At 37.4% G+C, this 15,355-nt stretch carries 13 protein-coding genes; all 13 read left to right on the forward strand.

Annotated features, from left to right (window positions below; all coding sequences use genetic code 11):
• Positions 1–4,302 (forward strand): PolC-type DNA polymerase III, encoded by a 4,302-nt coding sequence (locus MKO96_RS11795; protein WP_240587519.1) that lies wholly within the window; start codon positions 1–3, stop codon positions 4,300–4,302.
• 334 nt (positions 4,303–4,636) lie between these two features.
• Positions 4,637–5,107 carry a ribosome maturation factor RimP gene (gene rimP, locus MKO96_RS11800; protein WP_000359098.1) on the forward strand — a complete coding sequence of 157 codons (471 nt, stop codon included), beginning with the start codon at positions 4,637–4,639 and terminating at the stop codon, positions 5,105–5,107.
• Between the two features lie 17 nt (positions 5,108–5,124).
• On the forward strand, positions 5,125–6,231 hold the full coding sequence (gene nusA / locus MKO96_RS11805) for a transcription termination factor NusA (protein WP_000102596.1): 1,107 nt from the start codon (positions 5,125–5,127) through the stop codon (positions 6,229–6,231).
• Between the two features lie 11 nt (positions 6,232–6,242).
• Positions 6,243–6,515, forward strand: coding sequence for an RNase P modulator RnpM (rnpM, locus tag MKO96_RS11810; RefSeq protein WP_000071127.1), 273 nt, complete (start codon positions 6,243–6,245; stop codon positions 6,513–6,515).
• On the forward strand, positions 6,516–6,827 hold the full coding sequence (locus MKO96_RS11815) for a YlxQ family RNA-binding protein (protein ID WP_001286527.1): 312 nt from the start codon (positions 6,516–6,518) through the stop codon (positions 6,825–6,827).
• Positions 6,828–6,831: 4 nt separating this feature from the next.
• Entirely contained in the window at positions 6,832–8,898 is a 2,067-nt protein-coding gene (gene infB / locus MKO96_RS11820; protein WP_076539681.1) for a translation initiation factor IF-2, read from the forward strand.
• The gene (locus MKO96_RS11825; protein ID WP_000582364.1) at positions 8,895–9,176 is read left to right on the forward strand and encodes a DUF503 domain-containing protein; all 282 of its coding nucleotides are present in this window, start codon (positions 8,895–8,897) and stop codon (positions 9,174–9,176) included. The genes infB and MKO96_RS11825 overlap by 4 nt, the downstream gene beginning before the upstream one ends.
• Positions 9,177–9,191: 15 nt before the next feature.
• Positions 9,192–9,548, forward strand: coding sequence for a 30S ribosome-binding factor RbfA (rbfA, locus tag MKO96_RS11830; RefSeq protein ID WP_000776445.1), 357 nt, complete (start codon positions 9,192–9,194; stop codon positions 9,546–9,548).
• An 86-nt stretch (positions 9,549–9,634) separates the two neighbouring features.
• Entirely contained in the window at positions 9,635–10,558 is a 924-nt protein-coding gene (truB, locus tag MKO96_RS11835) for a tRNA pseudouridine(55) synthase TruB (RefSeq protein WP_240587520.1), read from the forward strand.
• A gap of 43 nt (positions 10,559–10,601) precedes the next feature.
• Complete coding sequence (ribF, locus tag MKO96_RS11840; RefSeq protein WP_088097483.1) at positions 10,602–11,573, forward strand: bifunctional riboflavin kinase/FAD synthetase; 972 nt, start codon at positions 10,602–10,604, stop codon at positions 11,571–11,573.
• A gap of 100 nt (positions 11,574–11,673) precedes the next feature.
• Positions 11,674–11,943, forward strand: a complete 270-nt coding sequence (rpsO, locus tag MKO96_RS11845) for a 30S ribosomal protein S15 (RefSeq protein WP_001229392.1) — start codon at positions 11,674–11,676, stop codon at positions 11,941–11,943.
• Between the two features lie 160 nt (positions 11,944–12,103).
• Positions 12,104–14,242 (forward strand): polyribonucleotide nucleotidyltransferase, encoded by a 2,139-nt coding sequence (pnp, locus tag MKO96_RS11850; protein ID WP_240587521.1) that lies wholly within the window; start codon positions 12,104–12,106, stop codon positions 14,240–14,242.
• Between the two features lie 152 nt (positions 14,243–14,394).
• Complete coding sequence (locus MKO96_RS11855; RefSeq protein ID WP_240587522.1) at positions 14,395–15,294, forward strand: polysaccharide deacetylase family protein; 900 nt, start codon at positions 14,395–14,397, stop codon at positions 15,292–15,294.
• The last annotated feature ends 61 nt before the right edge of the window (positions 15,295–15,355 follow it).

A 15,355-nucleotide genomic window follows, 5' to 3' on the forward strand; every position in this document is an offset into this window, starting at 1 on the left:
ATGTCTTTAACAAATGAACAACAAGAGCGATTTCAAATTTTGCTCCAGCAGTTGCAAATACCAGACGACCTTATAAATCAATATTTACAAGGTGGTGGTATTGAAAGGCTCGTTATTGATAAAGCGAATAAAAGTTGGCATTTTGATTTACAAGTGCCACGTATTTTGCCTACAGAATTATATGAATTGCTAGAAACAAAGCTTAAGCAATCATTTTCTCATATTGCAAGAACAACATTTGCATTAGAAACAGAGAATAAACAATTTACAGAAGAAGAAGTGAGGGCGTATTGGCCGCTTTGTACGGAACGAATTACATTTTCACCTATGTTTGCTTACTTAAAAAAGCAGCTTCCGCAGGTGAATGGAGTGAAGTTGCTAATAAATGTGAATAATGAGCTGGAATCTACTGCTTTAAAGAAAAACGTTGCGAAACCAGTAGGGGATCAATACGAAGCTTTTGGATTCCCGCGTTTCCAGTTAGACACACATATACAGCAAAATACAGAAGAAATGCAAAAGTTTCGTGAGCAAACGCAGCAAGAAGACCGTGAGCGTGTTATACAAGCTATGGAAGAAATGGCGAAGAAGCAAGCTGAAGAAAGTAGCGTTGTGCATGAAGGACCGATCACACTCGGGTATCTTATTAAGCCGGATGAAGAGATTACACCGATGCGAGAAATTCAAGATGAAGAAAGAAGAAAAACGGTTCAAGGATATGTCTTCCATGTGGAAACGAAAGAGCTTCGTAGTGGACGTACGTTATTAACTTTAAAAATAACGGATTATACGGATTCAATTATGATCAAAATGTTCTCACGTGATAAAGAAGATATTCCAATGCTACAATCCTTGAAAAAAGGAATGTGGGTGAAGGCACGTGGTTCTGTCCAAAATGATACATTCGTTCGAGATTTAGTAATGATTGCAAATGATATTAATGAAATAACAGGACCGTCTCGTAAAGATAAAGCGCCAGAAGGTGAAAAACGTGTAGAGCTGCATCTTCACACACCGATGAGCCAAATGGACGCCGTTACTCCTGTTTCTAGACTTGTTGCCCAAGCAGGTAAATGGGGACATGAGGCGATTGCTGTTACAGACCATGCTGTTGCGCAGTCTTTCCCAGAAGCATATTCTGCGGGTAAAAAGGCTGGGGTTAAAGTTATATATGGTGTAGAGGCGAATTTAGTTAATGATGGTGTACCGATTGCATATAACGAAGCGCATCGTTTACTTGCAGAGGAAACGTATGTTGTTTTCGACGTTGAGACGACAGGTTTATCAGCTGTATATGATACAGTTATCGAGTTAGCGGCTGTAAAAGTAAAAGGTGGCGAAATTATTGACCGCTTTGAATCTTTCGCAAATCCACATCAACCATTATCTGCGACGATTATTGAATTAACAGGTATTACAGATGATATGTTAACGGATGCACCAGAAGTGGATGAAGTGTTTAAAAAGTTTGAAAAATGGATGGGCGACCATACACTTGTTGCTCATAACGCAAGTTTTGATATGGGCTTTATTAACGTAGGCTTTAAAAAGGCTGGACTAGAAAAAACGAATAATCCTGTTATTGATACGTTAGAACTTGCGAGATTCTTATTCCCGGAAATGAAAAACCATCGATTAAATACGATGTGTAAAAAGCTTGATATTGAATTAACGCAACATCACCGTGCGATTTATGATACAGAAGCAACGGGATACTTACTTGTGAAAATGTTAAAAGATGTGATTGAAAAGGGATTTGAATATCACGATCAATTAAATGATAGCATGGGGCAAGGGGATGCGTATAAGCGTGGACGTCCAAGTCATATGACGTTGCTTGCGACATCAGATGTAGGATTGAAAAATTTATATAAACTTGTTTCCTATTCTCACCTAAATTACTTTTACCGTGTACCACGAGTACCAAGGTCACTATTAAAAAAATATCGTGAAGGAATTTTAGTAGGAACGGCTTGTGATAAAGGTGAAGTGTTTGAGGCGATGATGCAAAAAGCTCCTGAAGAGGTAGAAGAAATTGCGCAGTTCTATGATTACATTGAAGTAATGCCTCCAGAGGTGTTACGTCATTTAGTAGAGCGTGAACTTGTTCGAGATGAGGGGCAATTAAAAACAATTATTTCTAACTTAGTAAAACTAGGTGAGACGTTAGATAAACCAGTTGTTGCTACAGGAAACGTGCATTATATAGACCCAGAGGATGCGATGTATCGCAAAATTTTAGTCAGTTCGCAGGGCGGAGCCAATCCGTTAAACCGACATTCATTACCGCCTGTACATTTCCGTACAACGGATGAAATGTTAGAGTGTTTTTCATTCTTAGGTGAAGACATAGCGAAAGAAATTGTTGTAACGAATACACAAAAGGTTGCATCATTAATTGGTGATGTTCATCCAGTGAAAGATGATCTATATACACCGAAAATTGAAGGTGCAGATGATGAGACGCGTGACATGAGTTATAAAATGGCGCGTAGCATTTATGGTGAAGAGTTACCTGAAATTGTAGAAGCGCGTTTAGAAAAAGAATTAAAAAGTATTATTGGGCATGGATTTGCCGTAATTTATTTAATTTCACATAAGCTTGTGAAAAAATCGTTAGTAGACGGATATTTAGTAGGTTCGCGTGGATCGGTAGGTTCATCATTCGTTGCAACGATGATGGAAATTACAGAAGTAAACCCATTACCACCACACTATGTATGTCCGAAGTGTAAGCAATCAGAATTCTTTAATGATGGTTCTGTAGGTTCTGGTTTTGACTTGCCGGATAAAGAATGTCCTGCATGTAATGTTCCATACGTGAAAGATGGACATGATATTCCGTTCGAAACGTTCCTTGGATTTAAAGGAGATAAGGTACCCGATATCGATCTGAACTTCTCCGGGGAATACCAACCACGTGCCCATAACTATACGAAAGTATTGTTCGGTGAAGATTACGTATACCGTGCGGGTACAATAGGTACAGTTGCGGAAAAAACGGCTTATGGATATGTAAAAGGTTATGCAAATGATCATAATTTAACGATTCGAAATGCGGAGATTGACCGCTTAGTAGCAGGATGTACGGGCGTAAAACGTACAACCGGACAGCATCCAGGTGGTATTATCGTTGTGCCAGATTACATGGATATCTTTGATTTCTCACCAATTCAGTTTCCGGCGGATTCAATAGGGGCTGAGTGGAGAACGACACACTTTGATTTCCACTCCATTCATGATAATTTATTGAAACTTGATATACTAGGACACGATGATCCGACTGTTATTCGTATGTTACAAGATTTAAGTGGTATTGATCCGAAAACAATCCCGACAGACGATCCAGAAGTAATGAAAATTTTCTCAGGCCCAGAATCATTAGGGGTAACGGAAGAACAAATTAACTGTAAAACAGGTACACTTGGTATACCAGAGTTTGGTACGAAATTCGTAAGGCAGATGTTAGAAGAGACGAAACCTACGACATTCTCTGAGTTAGTCCAAATTTCTGGACTATCACATGGTACAGACGTATGGCTTGGTAATGCAAACGAGTTAATTTATAACGGTACATGTACGCTAAGTGAAGTTATCGGTTGTCGTGATGACATCATGGTATATTTAATCTATCAAGGTTTAGACCCATCATTAGCCTTCAAAATCATGGAGTCAGTTCGTAAAGGTAAAGGTGTACCGGAAGAATGGGAAGATGACATGAAAAGTAATAATGTACCAGGTTGGTATATTGATTCATGTAAGAAAATTAAGTACATGTTCCCTAAAGCCCATGCGGCTGCTTACGTACTTATGGCTGTACGTATTGCATACTTTAAAGTACATTTCGCGCTTTTATTCTATGCGGCATACTTTACAGTTCGTGCAGATGACTTTGATATAGAGGCGATGGCGAAAGGTTCAGCATCTATACGTGTAAGAATTGATGAAATTGCGCAAAAAGGTTTGGATGCAGCGCCGAAAGAAAAAAGTTTATTAACAGTACTAGAAATGACACTGGAAATGTGTGAGCGTGGATACTCATTCCAAAAGGTTGATTTATACCGTTCGCATGCAACAGAATTTATTATTGATGGGGATACTTTAATTCCTCCATTTAATGCAGTGCCTGGACTTGGTACAAACGCAGCTTTAAGTATTGTAGAAGCACGCAAAAATGGAGATTTCTTATCAAAAGAAGATTTACAGCAGCGAAGTAAGGTTTCGAAAACAATTATTGAGTATTTAGATAGTCAAGGTTGCTTAGGCGATTTACCTGATCAAAACCAGTTATCACTGTTCTAATAGGTAGGAAAAGTCTTTGCAAATCAACATTTGCTATGGTATACTATTAACCGAGATAACCATGTCATGTATATTGTGTAAAAAAAAGAGTGGGGAAACCCACTCTTTCGTGTTACTATCTACGTTTTATTGATGTGGAGAGGTAAGAAATTTCTGTCGTATATACATATTTTGTTACAAGTTTTACTTCTTAAATTTGGTAATACTAAGACAGATATTCCCTGCTAAATGGCAGGGGCTTTTGTTAGCTAACGAGAAAGAATAAGATGGACCGTTTTTATGAACGGAGGTCTTTTCTTGTAAATGGTACATGGCGGCAGGAAGGAGGCTGTTTATGGATAAGAAAGTCACAGAAGTTGTAGAAGCATTTGCGCAGCCAATTGTTGAAGAGTTAAATCTTGAACTTGTAGATGTAGAGTATGTGCAAGAAGGACAAGACTGGTTCTTACGCGTATTCATCGATTCTGAAAAGGGAGTCGACATTGAAGAATGCGGTGCGGTAAGTGAACGTTTAAGCGAAGCTTTAGATAAAGAGGATCCAATTCCTCATCTTTACTTTTTGGATGTATCATCTCCTGGAGCGGAACGCCCATTAAAGAAAGAGAAAGACTTCCAGCAAGCGGTAGGAAAACAAGTGGCAATTAAAACATATGAGCCGATTGATGGTGAAAAAATGTTTGAAGGAAAGCTACTTTCCTACGATGGTACTACAATTACATTATTATTAACAATTAAAACACGTAAAAAAGAAATCCAAATTCCAATGGATAAAGTTGCAAATGCGCGACTTGCTGTTACGTTTTAGTTAGAAGGGGGATCTTCATGAGCACTGAGTTGTTAGATGCCTTGCTCGTATTAGAGTCAGAAAAAGGAATTAGCAAAGATATTATTATTGATGCGATTGAAGCAGCGTTAATCTCTGCTTATAAACGCAATTTTAACCAAGCACAAAACGTTCGTGTGAGCTTTAACCCAGAAGTGGGAACAATTCAAGTTTTAGCACGTAAAGACGTTGTTGATAATGTGTTTGATCCACGTCTTGAAATTTCTGTTGAAGAAGCAAGACAAATTAATCCAAACTATCAAGATGGTGACGTACTAGAAATTGAAGTAACACCAAAAGATTTCGGTCGTATTGCAGCACAAACTGCAAAACAGGTTGTAACACAACGAGTGCGCGAAGCAGAGCGTGGTGTTATTTACTCTGAGTTTAGTGACCGTGAAGAAGATATCATGGTGGGTATCGTACAACGTCAAGATGCTCGTTTCATCTATGTAAGCTTAGGGAAAGTAGAAGCTTTATTACCTGTAAGTGAGCAAATGCCAAACGAACAGTACAAACCACATGATCGTATTCGCGTATTCATTACGAAAGTAGAAAAAACAACGAAAGGACCACAAATTTACGTATCACGTACACATCCTGGTCTTTTAAAACGTTTATTCGAAATGGAAGTTCCTGAAATTTATGATGGAACTGTTGAAATTCGTTCTGTAGCACGTGAAGCAGGCGATCGCTCTAAAATTTCTGTACATGCAGAGAACATTGATGTTGATCCAGTAGGTTCTTGTGTAGGACCGAAAGGACAACGTGTACAACGCATTGTAGACGAACTAAAAGGCGAAAAGATTGACATCGTTCGCTGGTCAAATGATCCAGTAGAATATGTTGCAAATGCTTTAAGCCCATCACAAGTTGTTAAAGTGCTTGTAGATGAAGAAGAAAAAGCAACAACTGTTGTTGTTCCAGACCACCAACTGTCATTAGCTATTGGTAAGCGTGGACAAAATGCACGTCTTGCAGCTAAATTAACAGGTTGGAAAATTGATATTAAGAGTGAGTCTGATGCGAAACAACTTGGTATTGTAACAGAAGAAGATAGCGTAATCGCATTCGGATTCGATTCAGTTGAAGACGAAATCGAATAGAGGTGATGAGTATGAGCAATCGAAAAGTTCCGTTACGAAAATGTGTTGCAACGCAAGAAATGAAATCAAAACGAGAGCTCGTTCGCATTGTTCGTTCCAAAGAGGGAGAAGTGTCCATTGATTTAACTGGAAAGAAATCAGGACGAGGTGCTTATTTATCAAAAGATAAAGAAAGTATTCTTCAAGCCCAAAAGAAAAATGTTTTGGAACATCATCTAAAAGCGAAAATCGACGGTTCTCTATACGAAGAGCTTCTTGAGCTTGTTGAGAAGGAGTCGAAATAAGTGTCCGATTGGAAATCGTTTTTAGGACTAGCAAATCGCGCTCGAAAACTCATTTCGGGTGAAGAACTCGTTTTAAAAGAAGTACGAAGTGGTAAAGCGAAGCTCGTATTGCTTTCTGAAGATGCGTCAGCGAACACTACAAAACGTATCACTGATAAAACGACGTACTACAACGTACCAATGAAAAAAGTCGAAAATCGACAACAATTAGGGCATGCGATTGGGAGAGACGAGCGAGTCGTTGTAGCTGTGTTAGATGAAGGCTTTGCGAAAAAGCTACGTAGCATGCTCGATACAAATTACCGGGGGTGAAGGTATGAGTAAAATTCGAGTACATGAATATGCAAAAAAAAATAATATCTCAAGTAAAGATCTTATGACAAAACTAAAAGAGATGAATATCGAGGTTTCGAATCATATGACAATGTTAGAAGATGAAGTAGTAAACAAATTAGATAATGAATATAACACTGAAGCGGAAAAACCTTCTGTTGCAGATGAGTTTGAAGTAGAAGAGAAAGTTGTTCGCAGTAAAAAGAACAGCAATAAGAAGAAGAAAAAAGGCAAAGGAACTGAAGACAAACGTCAAGATAACTTTGCTGGAAGACAACAAACGCAAATAGTAGAAACACCAGATAAAATTACTTTCTCTGGAAGCCTTACAGTAGGTGAACTTGCTAAAAAATTAAGCAAAGAGCCATCTGAAATTATTAAGAAGCTCTTCATGCTAGGAATTATGGCAACAATTAACCAAGACTTAGATAAAGATACAATTGAGTTAATTGCTACTGATTATGGTATTGAAGTAGAAGAAGAAGTAGTTGTAAGTGAAACTGAATTTGAAACATTCATCGATGAGCAAGATGATGAAGAGAACTTAAAAGAGCGTCCAGCTGTAGTTACAATTATGGGGCACGTTGACCATGGTAAAACAACTTTACTTGACTCTATCCGTAATTCAAAAGTAACTGCAGGCGAAGCTGGTGGAATTACTCAGCATATTGGTGCATACCAAGTTGATGTAAATGATAAGAAAATTACGTTCTTAGATACACCAGGTCACGCGGCATTTACAACGATGCGTGCTCGTGGTGCGCAAGTAACGGATATTACAATCCTTGTTGTTGCAGCTGATGACGGTGTTATGCCACAAACAGTTGAAGCGATTAGCCATGCGAAAGCAGCTGGAGTACCAATTATTGTAGCTGTGAATAAAATGGATAAACCAGCGGCAAATCCTGATCGTGTAATGCAAGAATTAACAGAATATGAATTAGTTCCAGAAGCTTGGGGCGGAGATACAATTTTCGTACCAATTTCTGCAATTCAAGGTGAAGGAATTGACAACTTACTAGAAATGATTCTTCTTGTAAGTGAAGTGGAAGAATATAAAGCAAATCCAAACCGCTATGCAGCTGGTACTGTAATTGAAGCACAGCTTGATAAAGGTAAAGGAACTATCGCGACATTACTTGTTCAAAACGGTACACTTCGAGTTGGAGATCCAATCGTTGTTGGTACTTCATTCGGACGTGTTCGTGCAATGGTAAGTGATATTGGTCGTCGTGTAAAAGTTGCTGGTCCATCGACTCCTGTTGAAATTACAGGCTTAAACGAAGTACCACAAGCGGGAGATCGTTTCATGGCATTCGCTGATGAGAAGAAAGCTCGTCAAATCGGTGAATCACGTGCACAAGAAGCGTTACTTGCTCAACGTGGTGAAAAATCTAAATTAAGCCTTGAAGATTTATTCCAACAAATCCAAGAAGGCGATGTAAAAGAAATTAACTTAATTGTGAAAGCAGACGTACAAGGTTCTGTAGAAGCAATGGCAGCGTCACTTCGTAAAATTGATGTTGAAGGTGTTAAAGTTAAAATTATCCATACAGGCGTAGGTGCGATTACAGAATCTGATGTTATTTTAGCTTCTGCATCTAATGCAATTGTAATTGGATTTAACGTACGCCCTGATGTGAATGCGAAGCGTACAGCTGAATTAGAGAATGTTGATGTTCGTTTACACCGTATTATCTATAAAGTAATCGAAGAAATCGAATCAGCAATGCAAGGTATGCTGGATCCAGAATTCGAAGAAAAAGTAATCGGTCAAGCGGAAGTACGCCAAACATTCAAAGTAACAAAAGTTGGAACAATCGCAGGTTGTTACGTAATTGACGGTAAAATTACACGTGATAGTGGCGTGCGTATTATCCGTGATGGCGTAGTAATTTTTGAAGGACAACTTGATACGTTAAAACGTTTCAAAGACGACGTAAAAGAAGTTGCACAAAACTATGAGTGTGGTATTACAATTGAAAGATATAATGATCTTAAAGAAGGGGACATCATTGAAGCGTACATTATGGAAGAAGTGAAGCGATGATTATCGCTTCACTCTCATTCGAGTGTATGATTTACGATGTGCATTCTTTAAAAGAGAAACGAGCAATTTTGCAACGGGTGCTAACTCGTGTGAAGCAGCGTTATAATGTAGCTGTTTCAGAAGTAGGGCATCAAGATGTATGGCAACGTACAGAAATTGCAATTGTTTCTGTATCCTCTAATCGTGTTATTTGTGAAAAAGAAATGAATCGTGTACTCGAGTACATCGATTCATTTCCTGAAATTGAACGTACAATAACACAATTGGAATGGTATTGAATGAGGTGAAGAGTTATGAAATTACGTGCAAACCGTGTAGGCGAGCAAATGAAAAAAGAATTAGGCGACATCATCAGTCGTAAAATTAAAGATCCACGTGTTGGATTTGTTACAGTAACAGATGTACAAGTGAGTGGAGATTTACAAATTGCTACAGTATATATTTCTGTTTTAGGTGATGAAGAGCAGAAAGAAAGTACATTAAAAGGTTTAGCGAAGGCAAAAGGCTTCATTCGTTCAGAAATTGGCCAGCGTATTCGTCTTCGTAAAACACCGGAAATTTCCTTTGAGTTTGATGAGTCTATCGGATATGGTCATCGAATTGATACACTTTTACATCAAATTAATAAAGACGGTAAACGTGAAGAATAATGGATAGACATTTGTCTATCCATTTTTTCAATGCAAAATTAATTTTGGATAATTACTATGAAAGAATTATGATGAGGTGAACATATATGGAAGGTGTAGTATTATTACATAAGCCAAAAGGCATGACATCACATGATTGTGTATTTAAATTAAGAAAGATATTGCGTGAGAAACGAATTGGTCATACAGGAACATTAGATCCAGATGTAACCGGAGTATTACCTATTTGTGTAGGACGAGCAACGAAGATTGCACAATTTTTAACAAGTGAGACGAAAACATATGAAGGTGAAGTAACACTTGGGTTTTCAACGACAACTGAAGATGCTTCTGGTGAAGTTGTTGAAACGAAAAATGTAGATCGTGTTATTACTCGTAAGGAAGTAGAAGGAGCTCTTGCTGCATTAACAGGTACGATTGAACAAATGCCTCCGATGTTTTCAGCTGTAAAAGTTAACGGGAAAAAATTATATGAATATGCAAGAGCAGGACAAGAAGTTGAACGTCCAGTTCGTACAATTACAATTCATGAATTTGTATTACTAGATGACCGTGAAGTGTTTGAGGGGGAAAATATTTCATTTCGTTTCCGTGTAACTTGTAGTAAAGGGACATATGTAAGAACGTTAGCAGTAATGATTGGTGAAAAATTTGGTTTTCCATCACATATGTCTCACCTTGTAAGAACAGCTTCTGGTGAATTTTTATTAGAAGATTGCATATCATTTGAAGAAATTGAAGAAAACGTGCAAAATGGAACAGTAGAGTCTATCTTCATTTCAATTGATGAAGCGTTAAGTAAGTTCCCGAAAATGGTTGTAGATGAAAAGCAAGCAGAGAAAATAAAGAATGGTATGTTCTTAAAAAATGAATTGCAAATAACAGCGCCATTTATAACAGTGTTTGATAAAAATGATCGCTGCCTTGCAATTTTTGAGCACCATCCAAAACACCCTGGTATGCTAAAGCCGATGAAAGTACTTGTGAATAATCAAGAACTAAAGCTATAATGAATTATTGGAAGGATTATTACAGAAAAAGGTGAATTCAAGCGTGAAACTTATTCATTTAACTCATCCACATGAACAAAAAAAATTAGAATTACCACCTACTGTAATGGCATTAGGATTTTTTGATGGCATTCATTTAGGACATCAATGTGTGATTCGAACTGCGAAACAAATAGCTGATGAACGAGGATATAAAAGTGCAGTTATGACATTTTATCCGCACCCATCTGTTGTTTTAGGAAAAAAGGAAGCGCATGCGGAGTATATTACACCAATGTGTGATAAAGAAAAAATAGTCGAAAACTTAGGGATCGATATATTATATGTTATTAAATTTGATGAATCGTTTGCAGGCTTATTGCCACAACAATTTGTAGATGATTATATTATTGGTTTGAATGTAAAGCATGTAGTAGCAGGGTTTGATTATTCATATGGACGTTTAGGAAAAGGAAAGATGGAGACTTTACCATTTCATGCAAGAGGGGAGTTTACACAGACTGTGATTGAAAAAGTTGAATTTCAAGAAGAGAAAGTAAGTTCTACAGCATTACGAAAGTTAATTCGAAATGGCGAAATGGAACAAATTCCATCTATTTTAGGTAGAGCATATACAGTAGGGGGAACGGTTGTACACGGTGATAAGCGTGGACGCCAAATTGGTTTTCCCACAGCTAATGTAGGTTTAAGTGATGAGTATCTATTACCACCTGTAGGTGTTTATGCAGTGAGATTAAAAGTTCACGATGAATGGTACGATGGTGTATGTAATATTGGATATAAACCAACTTTTAAAGAAGATGAGCGTCAATTATCTATTGAAGTGCACTTATTTGAATTTAACAAAGACATATATGATCAAAACGTTACAGTAGAGTGGCATATGCGTATAAGAGAAGAGAAGAAATTCAATGGCATCGATGAATTAGTTGAACAAATTGCAAAAGATAAGAAAACAGCACAAGAATATTTTGCGAACGAAAAGAATATACTTGCTTTTTCAAATGAAAAGTAGTATTCTATGTTATGTACTTTATGACAACCATTGCTTGGCATTGCGACTCACCGACGCTTGCTAGGTAATTGGGGGTTTAATTAATAGGAGGTGAAATAGGATGGCTTTAACACAAGAGCGTAAAAATGAAATCATTGCACAATTTAGAACTCATGAGACTGATACTGGTTCTCCAGAGGTTCAAATTGCTGTCCTAACGGAGCAAATTAACACTCTAAACGAGCACTTACGTACTCACAAGAAAGATCATCATTCACGTCGTGGTCTATTAAAGATGGTTGGTAAACGTCGTAACTTACTAACTTACCTTCGTAATAGCGATATCACACGTTACCGTGAATTAATCACAAAGCTTGGCTTACGTCGATAGTCAAAGAAGCGGGAATATTCCCGCTTTTTTGTTAGGTAAAAATATATCTTCTACCCTTTATAGCTTACTTCATTTTCGGTAATACTAGAGGTAGAATATTGTGATATACTATCCATTTACATAGAAGAATTGAATACTTTAAATTGAGAGGGGTACTTAAATGAGTCAAGAAAAGCAAGTCTTCTCGATAGATTTAGCTGGTCGCCAGCTAACAGTTGAAACAAGTCAGCTTGCGAAGCAAGCGAACGGAGCAGTATTAGTAAGATATGGCGATACAGCGGTTCTATCTACAGCAACTGCATCAAAAGAACCAAAAAATGTAGATTTCTTCCCACTTACAGTAAACTATGAAGAGCGTTTATATGCAGTCGGAAAAATTCCTGGCGGTTTCATTAAACGTGAAGGTCGTCCGAGTGAAAAAGCAATTTTGGCAAGTCGTTTAATCGACCGCCCAATTCGTCCACTTTTCGCAGATGGTTTCCGTAACGAAGTACAAGTTGTCAGTATTGTAATGAGTGTTGATCAAGATTGTTCTTCTGAAATGGCAGCTATGCTTGGTTCTTCATTAGCGTTATCGATTTCAGATATTCCATTTGAAGGCCCAATCGCGGGTGCAACAGTTGGTCGTATTAACGGAGAATTCGTTATTAATCCAACAGTAGAACAGCAAGAACAAAGTGATATTCACCTTGTTGTGGCTGGTACGAAAGATGCAATTAACATGGTTGAAGCAGGAGCAGATCAAGTGCCTGAAGAAACAATGTTAGAAGCAATTATGTTTGGACATGACGAAATTAAACGTCTAATTGCATTCCAAGAAGAGATTGTACAAGCTGTAGGTAAAGAGAAAACAGAAGTGAAACTTTATGAAGTTGACGCTGATCTTAATCAAGCTGTACGTGAAATGTCTGAGAAGGATATGCATTCTGCAATTCAAGTACATGAGAAACATGCACGTGAAGATGCAATTAACGAAGTGAAAAAGCGTGTAATTGAGCATTACGAAGCGCAGGAAGCTGACGCTGATACATTAGGACAAGTAAGTGAGATTTTATATAAAATTGTAAAAGAAGAAGTACGTCGTCTTATTACAGTTGAAAAAATCCGCCCAGATGGCCGTAAAGGTGACGAAATCCGTCCATTAGCATCAGAGGTTGGTATTTTATCTCGTACACACGGTTCTGGTTTATTCACACGTGGACAAACACAAGCATTAAGTATTTGTACATTAGGTGCATTAGGCGATGTGCAAATTTTAGATGGTCTTGGTGTAGAAGAATCAAAACGCTTTATGCACCATTACAATTTCCCATCATTTAGTGTTGGTGAAACAAGACCGATGCGTGGACCAGGTCGTCGTGAAATTGGTCACGGTGCACTAGGAGAACGTGCTCTTGAGCCTGTAATTCCATCTGAAAAAGATTTCCCATATACAGTACGTCTTGTATCTGAAGTTTTAGAATCAAATGGTTCTACTTCACAAGCAAGTATTTGTGGTAGTACTTTAGCAATGATGGATGCTGGTGTTCCACTTAAAGCTCCAGTTGCAGGTATTGCAATGGGTCTAGTTAAAACTGGTGAGCATTACACAATTTTATCTGATATTCAAGGTATGGAAGATCATTTAGGTGATATGGACTTTAAAGTAGCAGGTACAGCAAAAGGTGTAACTGCACTGCAAATGGACATTAAAATCGATGGTCTATCTCGTGAAATTTTAGAAGAGGCATTACAACAGGCGAAAGTTGGTCGTGTGCACATTCTAAATCATATGTTATCTGTTATTGCAGAGCCACGTACTGAATTATCAGCTTATGCTCCAAAGATCATTACAATGACAATTAACCCAGATAAAATCCGTGACGTTATTGGGCCGAGCGGTAAACAAATCAATAAAATTATTGAAGAAACTGGCGTTAAAATTGACATCGAGCAAGATGGTACAGTATTCATTTCTTCAATAAATCAAGAAATGAATGACAAAGCTAAGAAAATTATCGAAGATATCGTTCGCGAAGTACAAGTAGATGAAATCTACGAAGGAAAAGTGAAACGTGTTGAGAAATTCGGTGCTTTCGTTGAATTATTCAGCGGTAAAGACGGATTAGTGCACATTTCTGAACTTGCACTTGAGCGTGTAGGTAAAGTAGAAGACGTTGTGAAAATCGGTGATGTAATTACAGTTAAAGTTATCGAGATTGACAAGCAAGGTCGCGTGAATCTATCTAGAAAAGTATTGCTAAAAGAAGAGCAAGAAAAAGAAGCTGCTAAAGAAGAAAACAAACAAGAGCAGCAATAAGTAAAAGCCAGTTAAACTGGCTTTTTTTGTTATGTAAAAAATATGGTTTATATATATTTTTATGTCAGTATAGGTATAGTTTTCATTATAACGCTCAAATTAACAAAGATAAGAAGAAAAAAGGTTTTTATATAGTTAATGGGAGGGTTTATATGAAAGCTCGTATATTGGCATACATATGTATATTCTTTTTATATGTCAGTGTAGGCTCTTATTCCGTTTTTGCACAGGATAATTTGTATGAAGAAATTCAAAAACATGCAAAACAATATGAGATTGCACCTCAAAATGCGATGATTGATAAAATATGGAAATCAACACCAGGATATAATGGAAGAAAAGTTGATATCGAAGCATCCTATAATAATATGAAGAAGCTAAAGAAATTTGATCAAAAATATCTGGAATTTAGGGAAGTATCACCGGGTGTCCACTTAGAAGATTTATCACCAGCTCCAATTTATAGGGGACATCCAAATAAAAAGATGGTGGGATTAACAATAAATGTGGCGTGGGGAAACGAGTATTTGCCTCGTATATTAGAAATATTGAAAAAACATGATGTGAAGGCGACTTTCTTTTTAGAAGGACGTTGGGTGAAAGAAAATTTACGATTTGCAAAAATGATTGTCGATGCAAATCAAGAAGTTGGAAATCATTCTTACACACATCCTAATATGAAAACGCTATCTTCTGATGAAATACGAGATCAGTTACAAAAAACCAATCGAATGATCGAAGCAGCTACGAATCAAAAGGTAAGATGGTTTGCTCCGCCGAGTGGAAGTTTTCGGGATGAAGTCGTGAAAATTGCAGATGATTTCCAAATGGGAACGATTATGTGGACTGTAGATACAATTGATTGGAAGCGACCGGATCCAGATGTACTATTGCAGAGAGTGATGAGAAAAATACATCCAGGTGCTATCGTATTAATGCATCCAACTTCATCTACAGCAGAAGCATTAGATACAATGATTACAAAATTGAAGGAACAAGGATATAAAGTAGGGAATATAACAGAATTACTGGATGAAAAACGTGTGGATTAAATACATTTGCATGACATTCATCCTTAAACTTGTTATCATTAAATAATAGCACTTATTTAGA

Source organism: Bacillus sp. ES1-5, assembly GCF_022487605.1.
Taxonomy (GTDB): domain Bacteria; phylum Bacillota; class Bacilli; order Bacillales; family Bacillaceae_G; genus Bacillus_A; species Bacillus_A wiedmannii.

Bases quoted from the DNA above. Each gene is read 5' to 3' on its own strand.
- MKO96_RS11795 (WP_240587519.1), top strand. From the start codon at position 1: ATGTCTTTAACAAATGAACAACAAGAGCGATTTCAAATTTTGCTCCAG.
- rimP (WP_000359098.1), top strand. From the start codon at position 4,637: ATGGATAAGAAAGTCACAGAAGTTGTAGAAGCATTTGCGCAGCCAATT.
- nusA (WP_000102596.1), top strand. From the start codon at position 5,125: ATGAGCACTGAGTTGTTAGATGCCTTGCTCGTATTAGAGTCAGAAAAA.
- rnpM (WP_000071127.1), top strand. From the start codon at position 6,243: ATGAGCAATCGAAAAGTTCCGTTACGAAAATGTGTTGCAACGCAAGAA.
- infB (WP_076539681.1), top strand. From the start codon at position 6,832: ATGAGTAAAATTCGAGTACATGAATATGCAAAAAAAAATAATATCTCA.
- MKO96_RS11825 (WP_000582364.1), top strand. From the start codon at position 8,895: ATGATTATCGCTTCACTCTCATTCGAGTGTATGATTTACGATGTGCAT.
- rbfA (WP_000776445.1), top strand. From the start codon at position 9,192: ATGAAATTACGTGCAAACCGTGTAGGCGAGCAAATGAAAAAAGAATTA.
- truB (WP_240587520.1), top strand. From the start codon at position 9,635: ATGGAAGGTGTAGTATTATTACATAAGCCAAAAGGCATGACATCACAT.
- rpsO (WP_001229392.1), top strand. From the start codon at position 11,674: ATGGCTTTAACACAAGAGCGTAAAAATGAAATCATTGCACAATTTAGA.
- pnp (WP_240587521.1), top strand. From the start codon at position 12,104: ATGAGTCAAGAAAAGCAAGTCTTCTCGATAGATTTAGCTGGTCGCCAG.
- MKO96_RS11855 (WP_240587522.1), top strand. From the start codon at position 14,395: ATGAAAGCTCGTATATTGGCATACATATGTATATTCTTTTTATATGTC.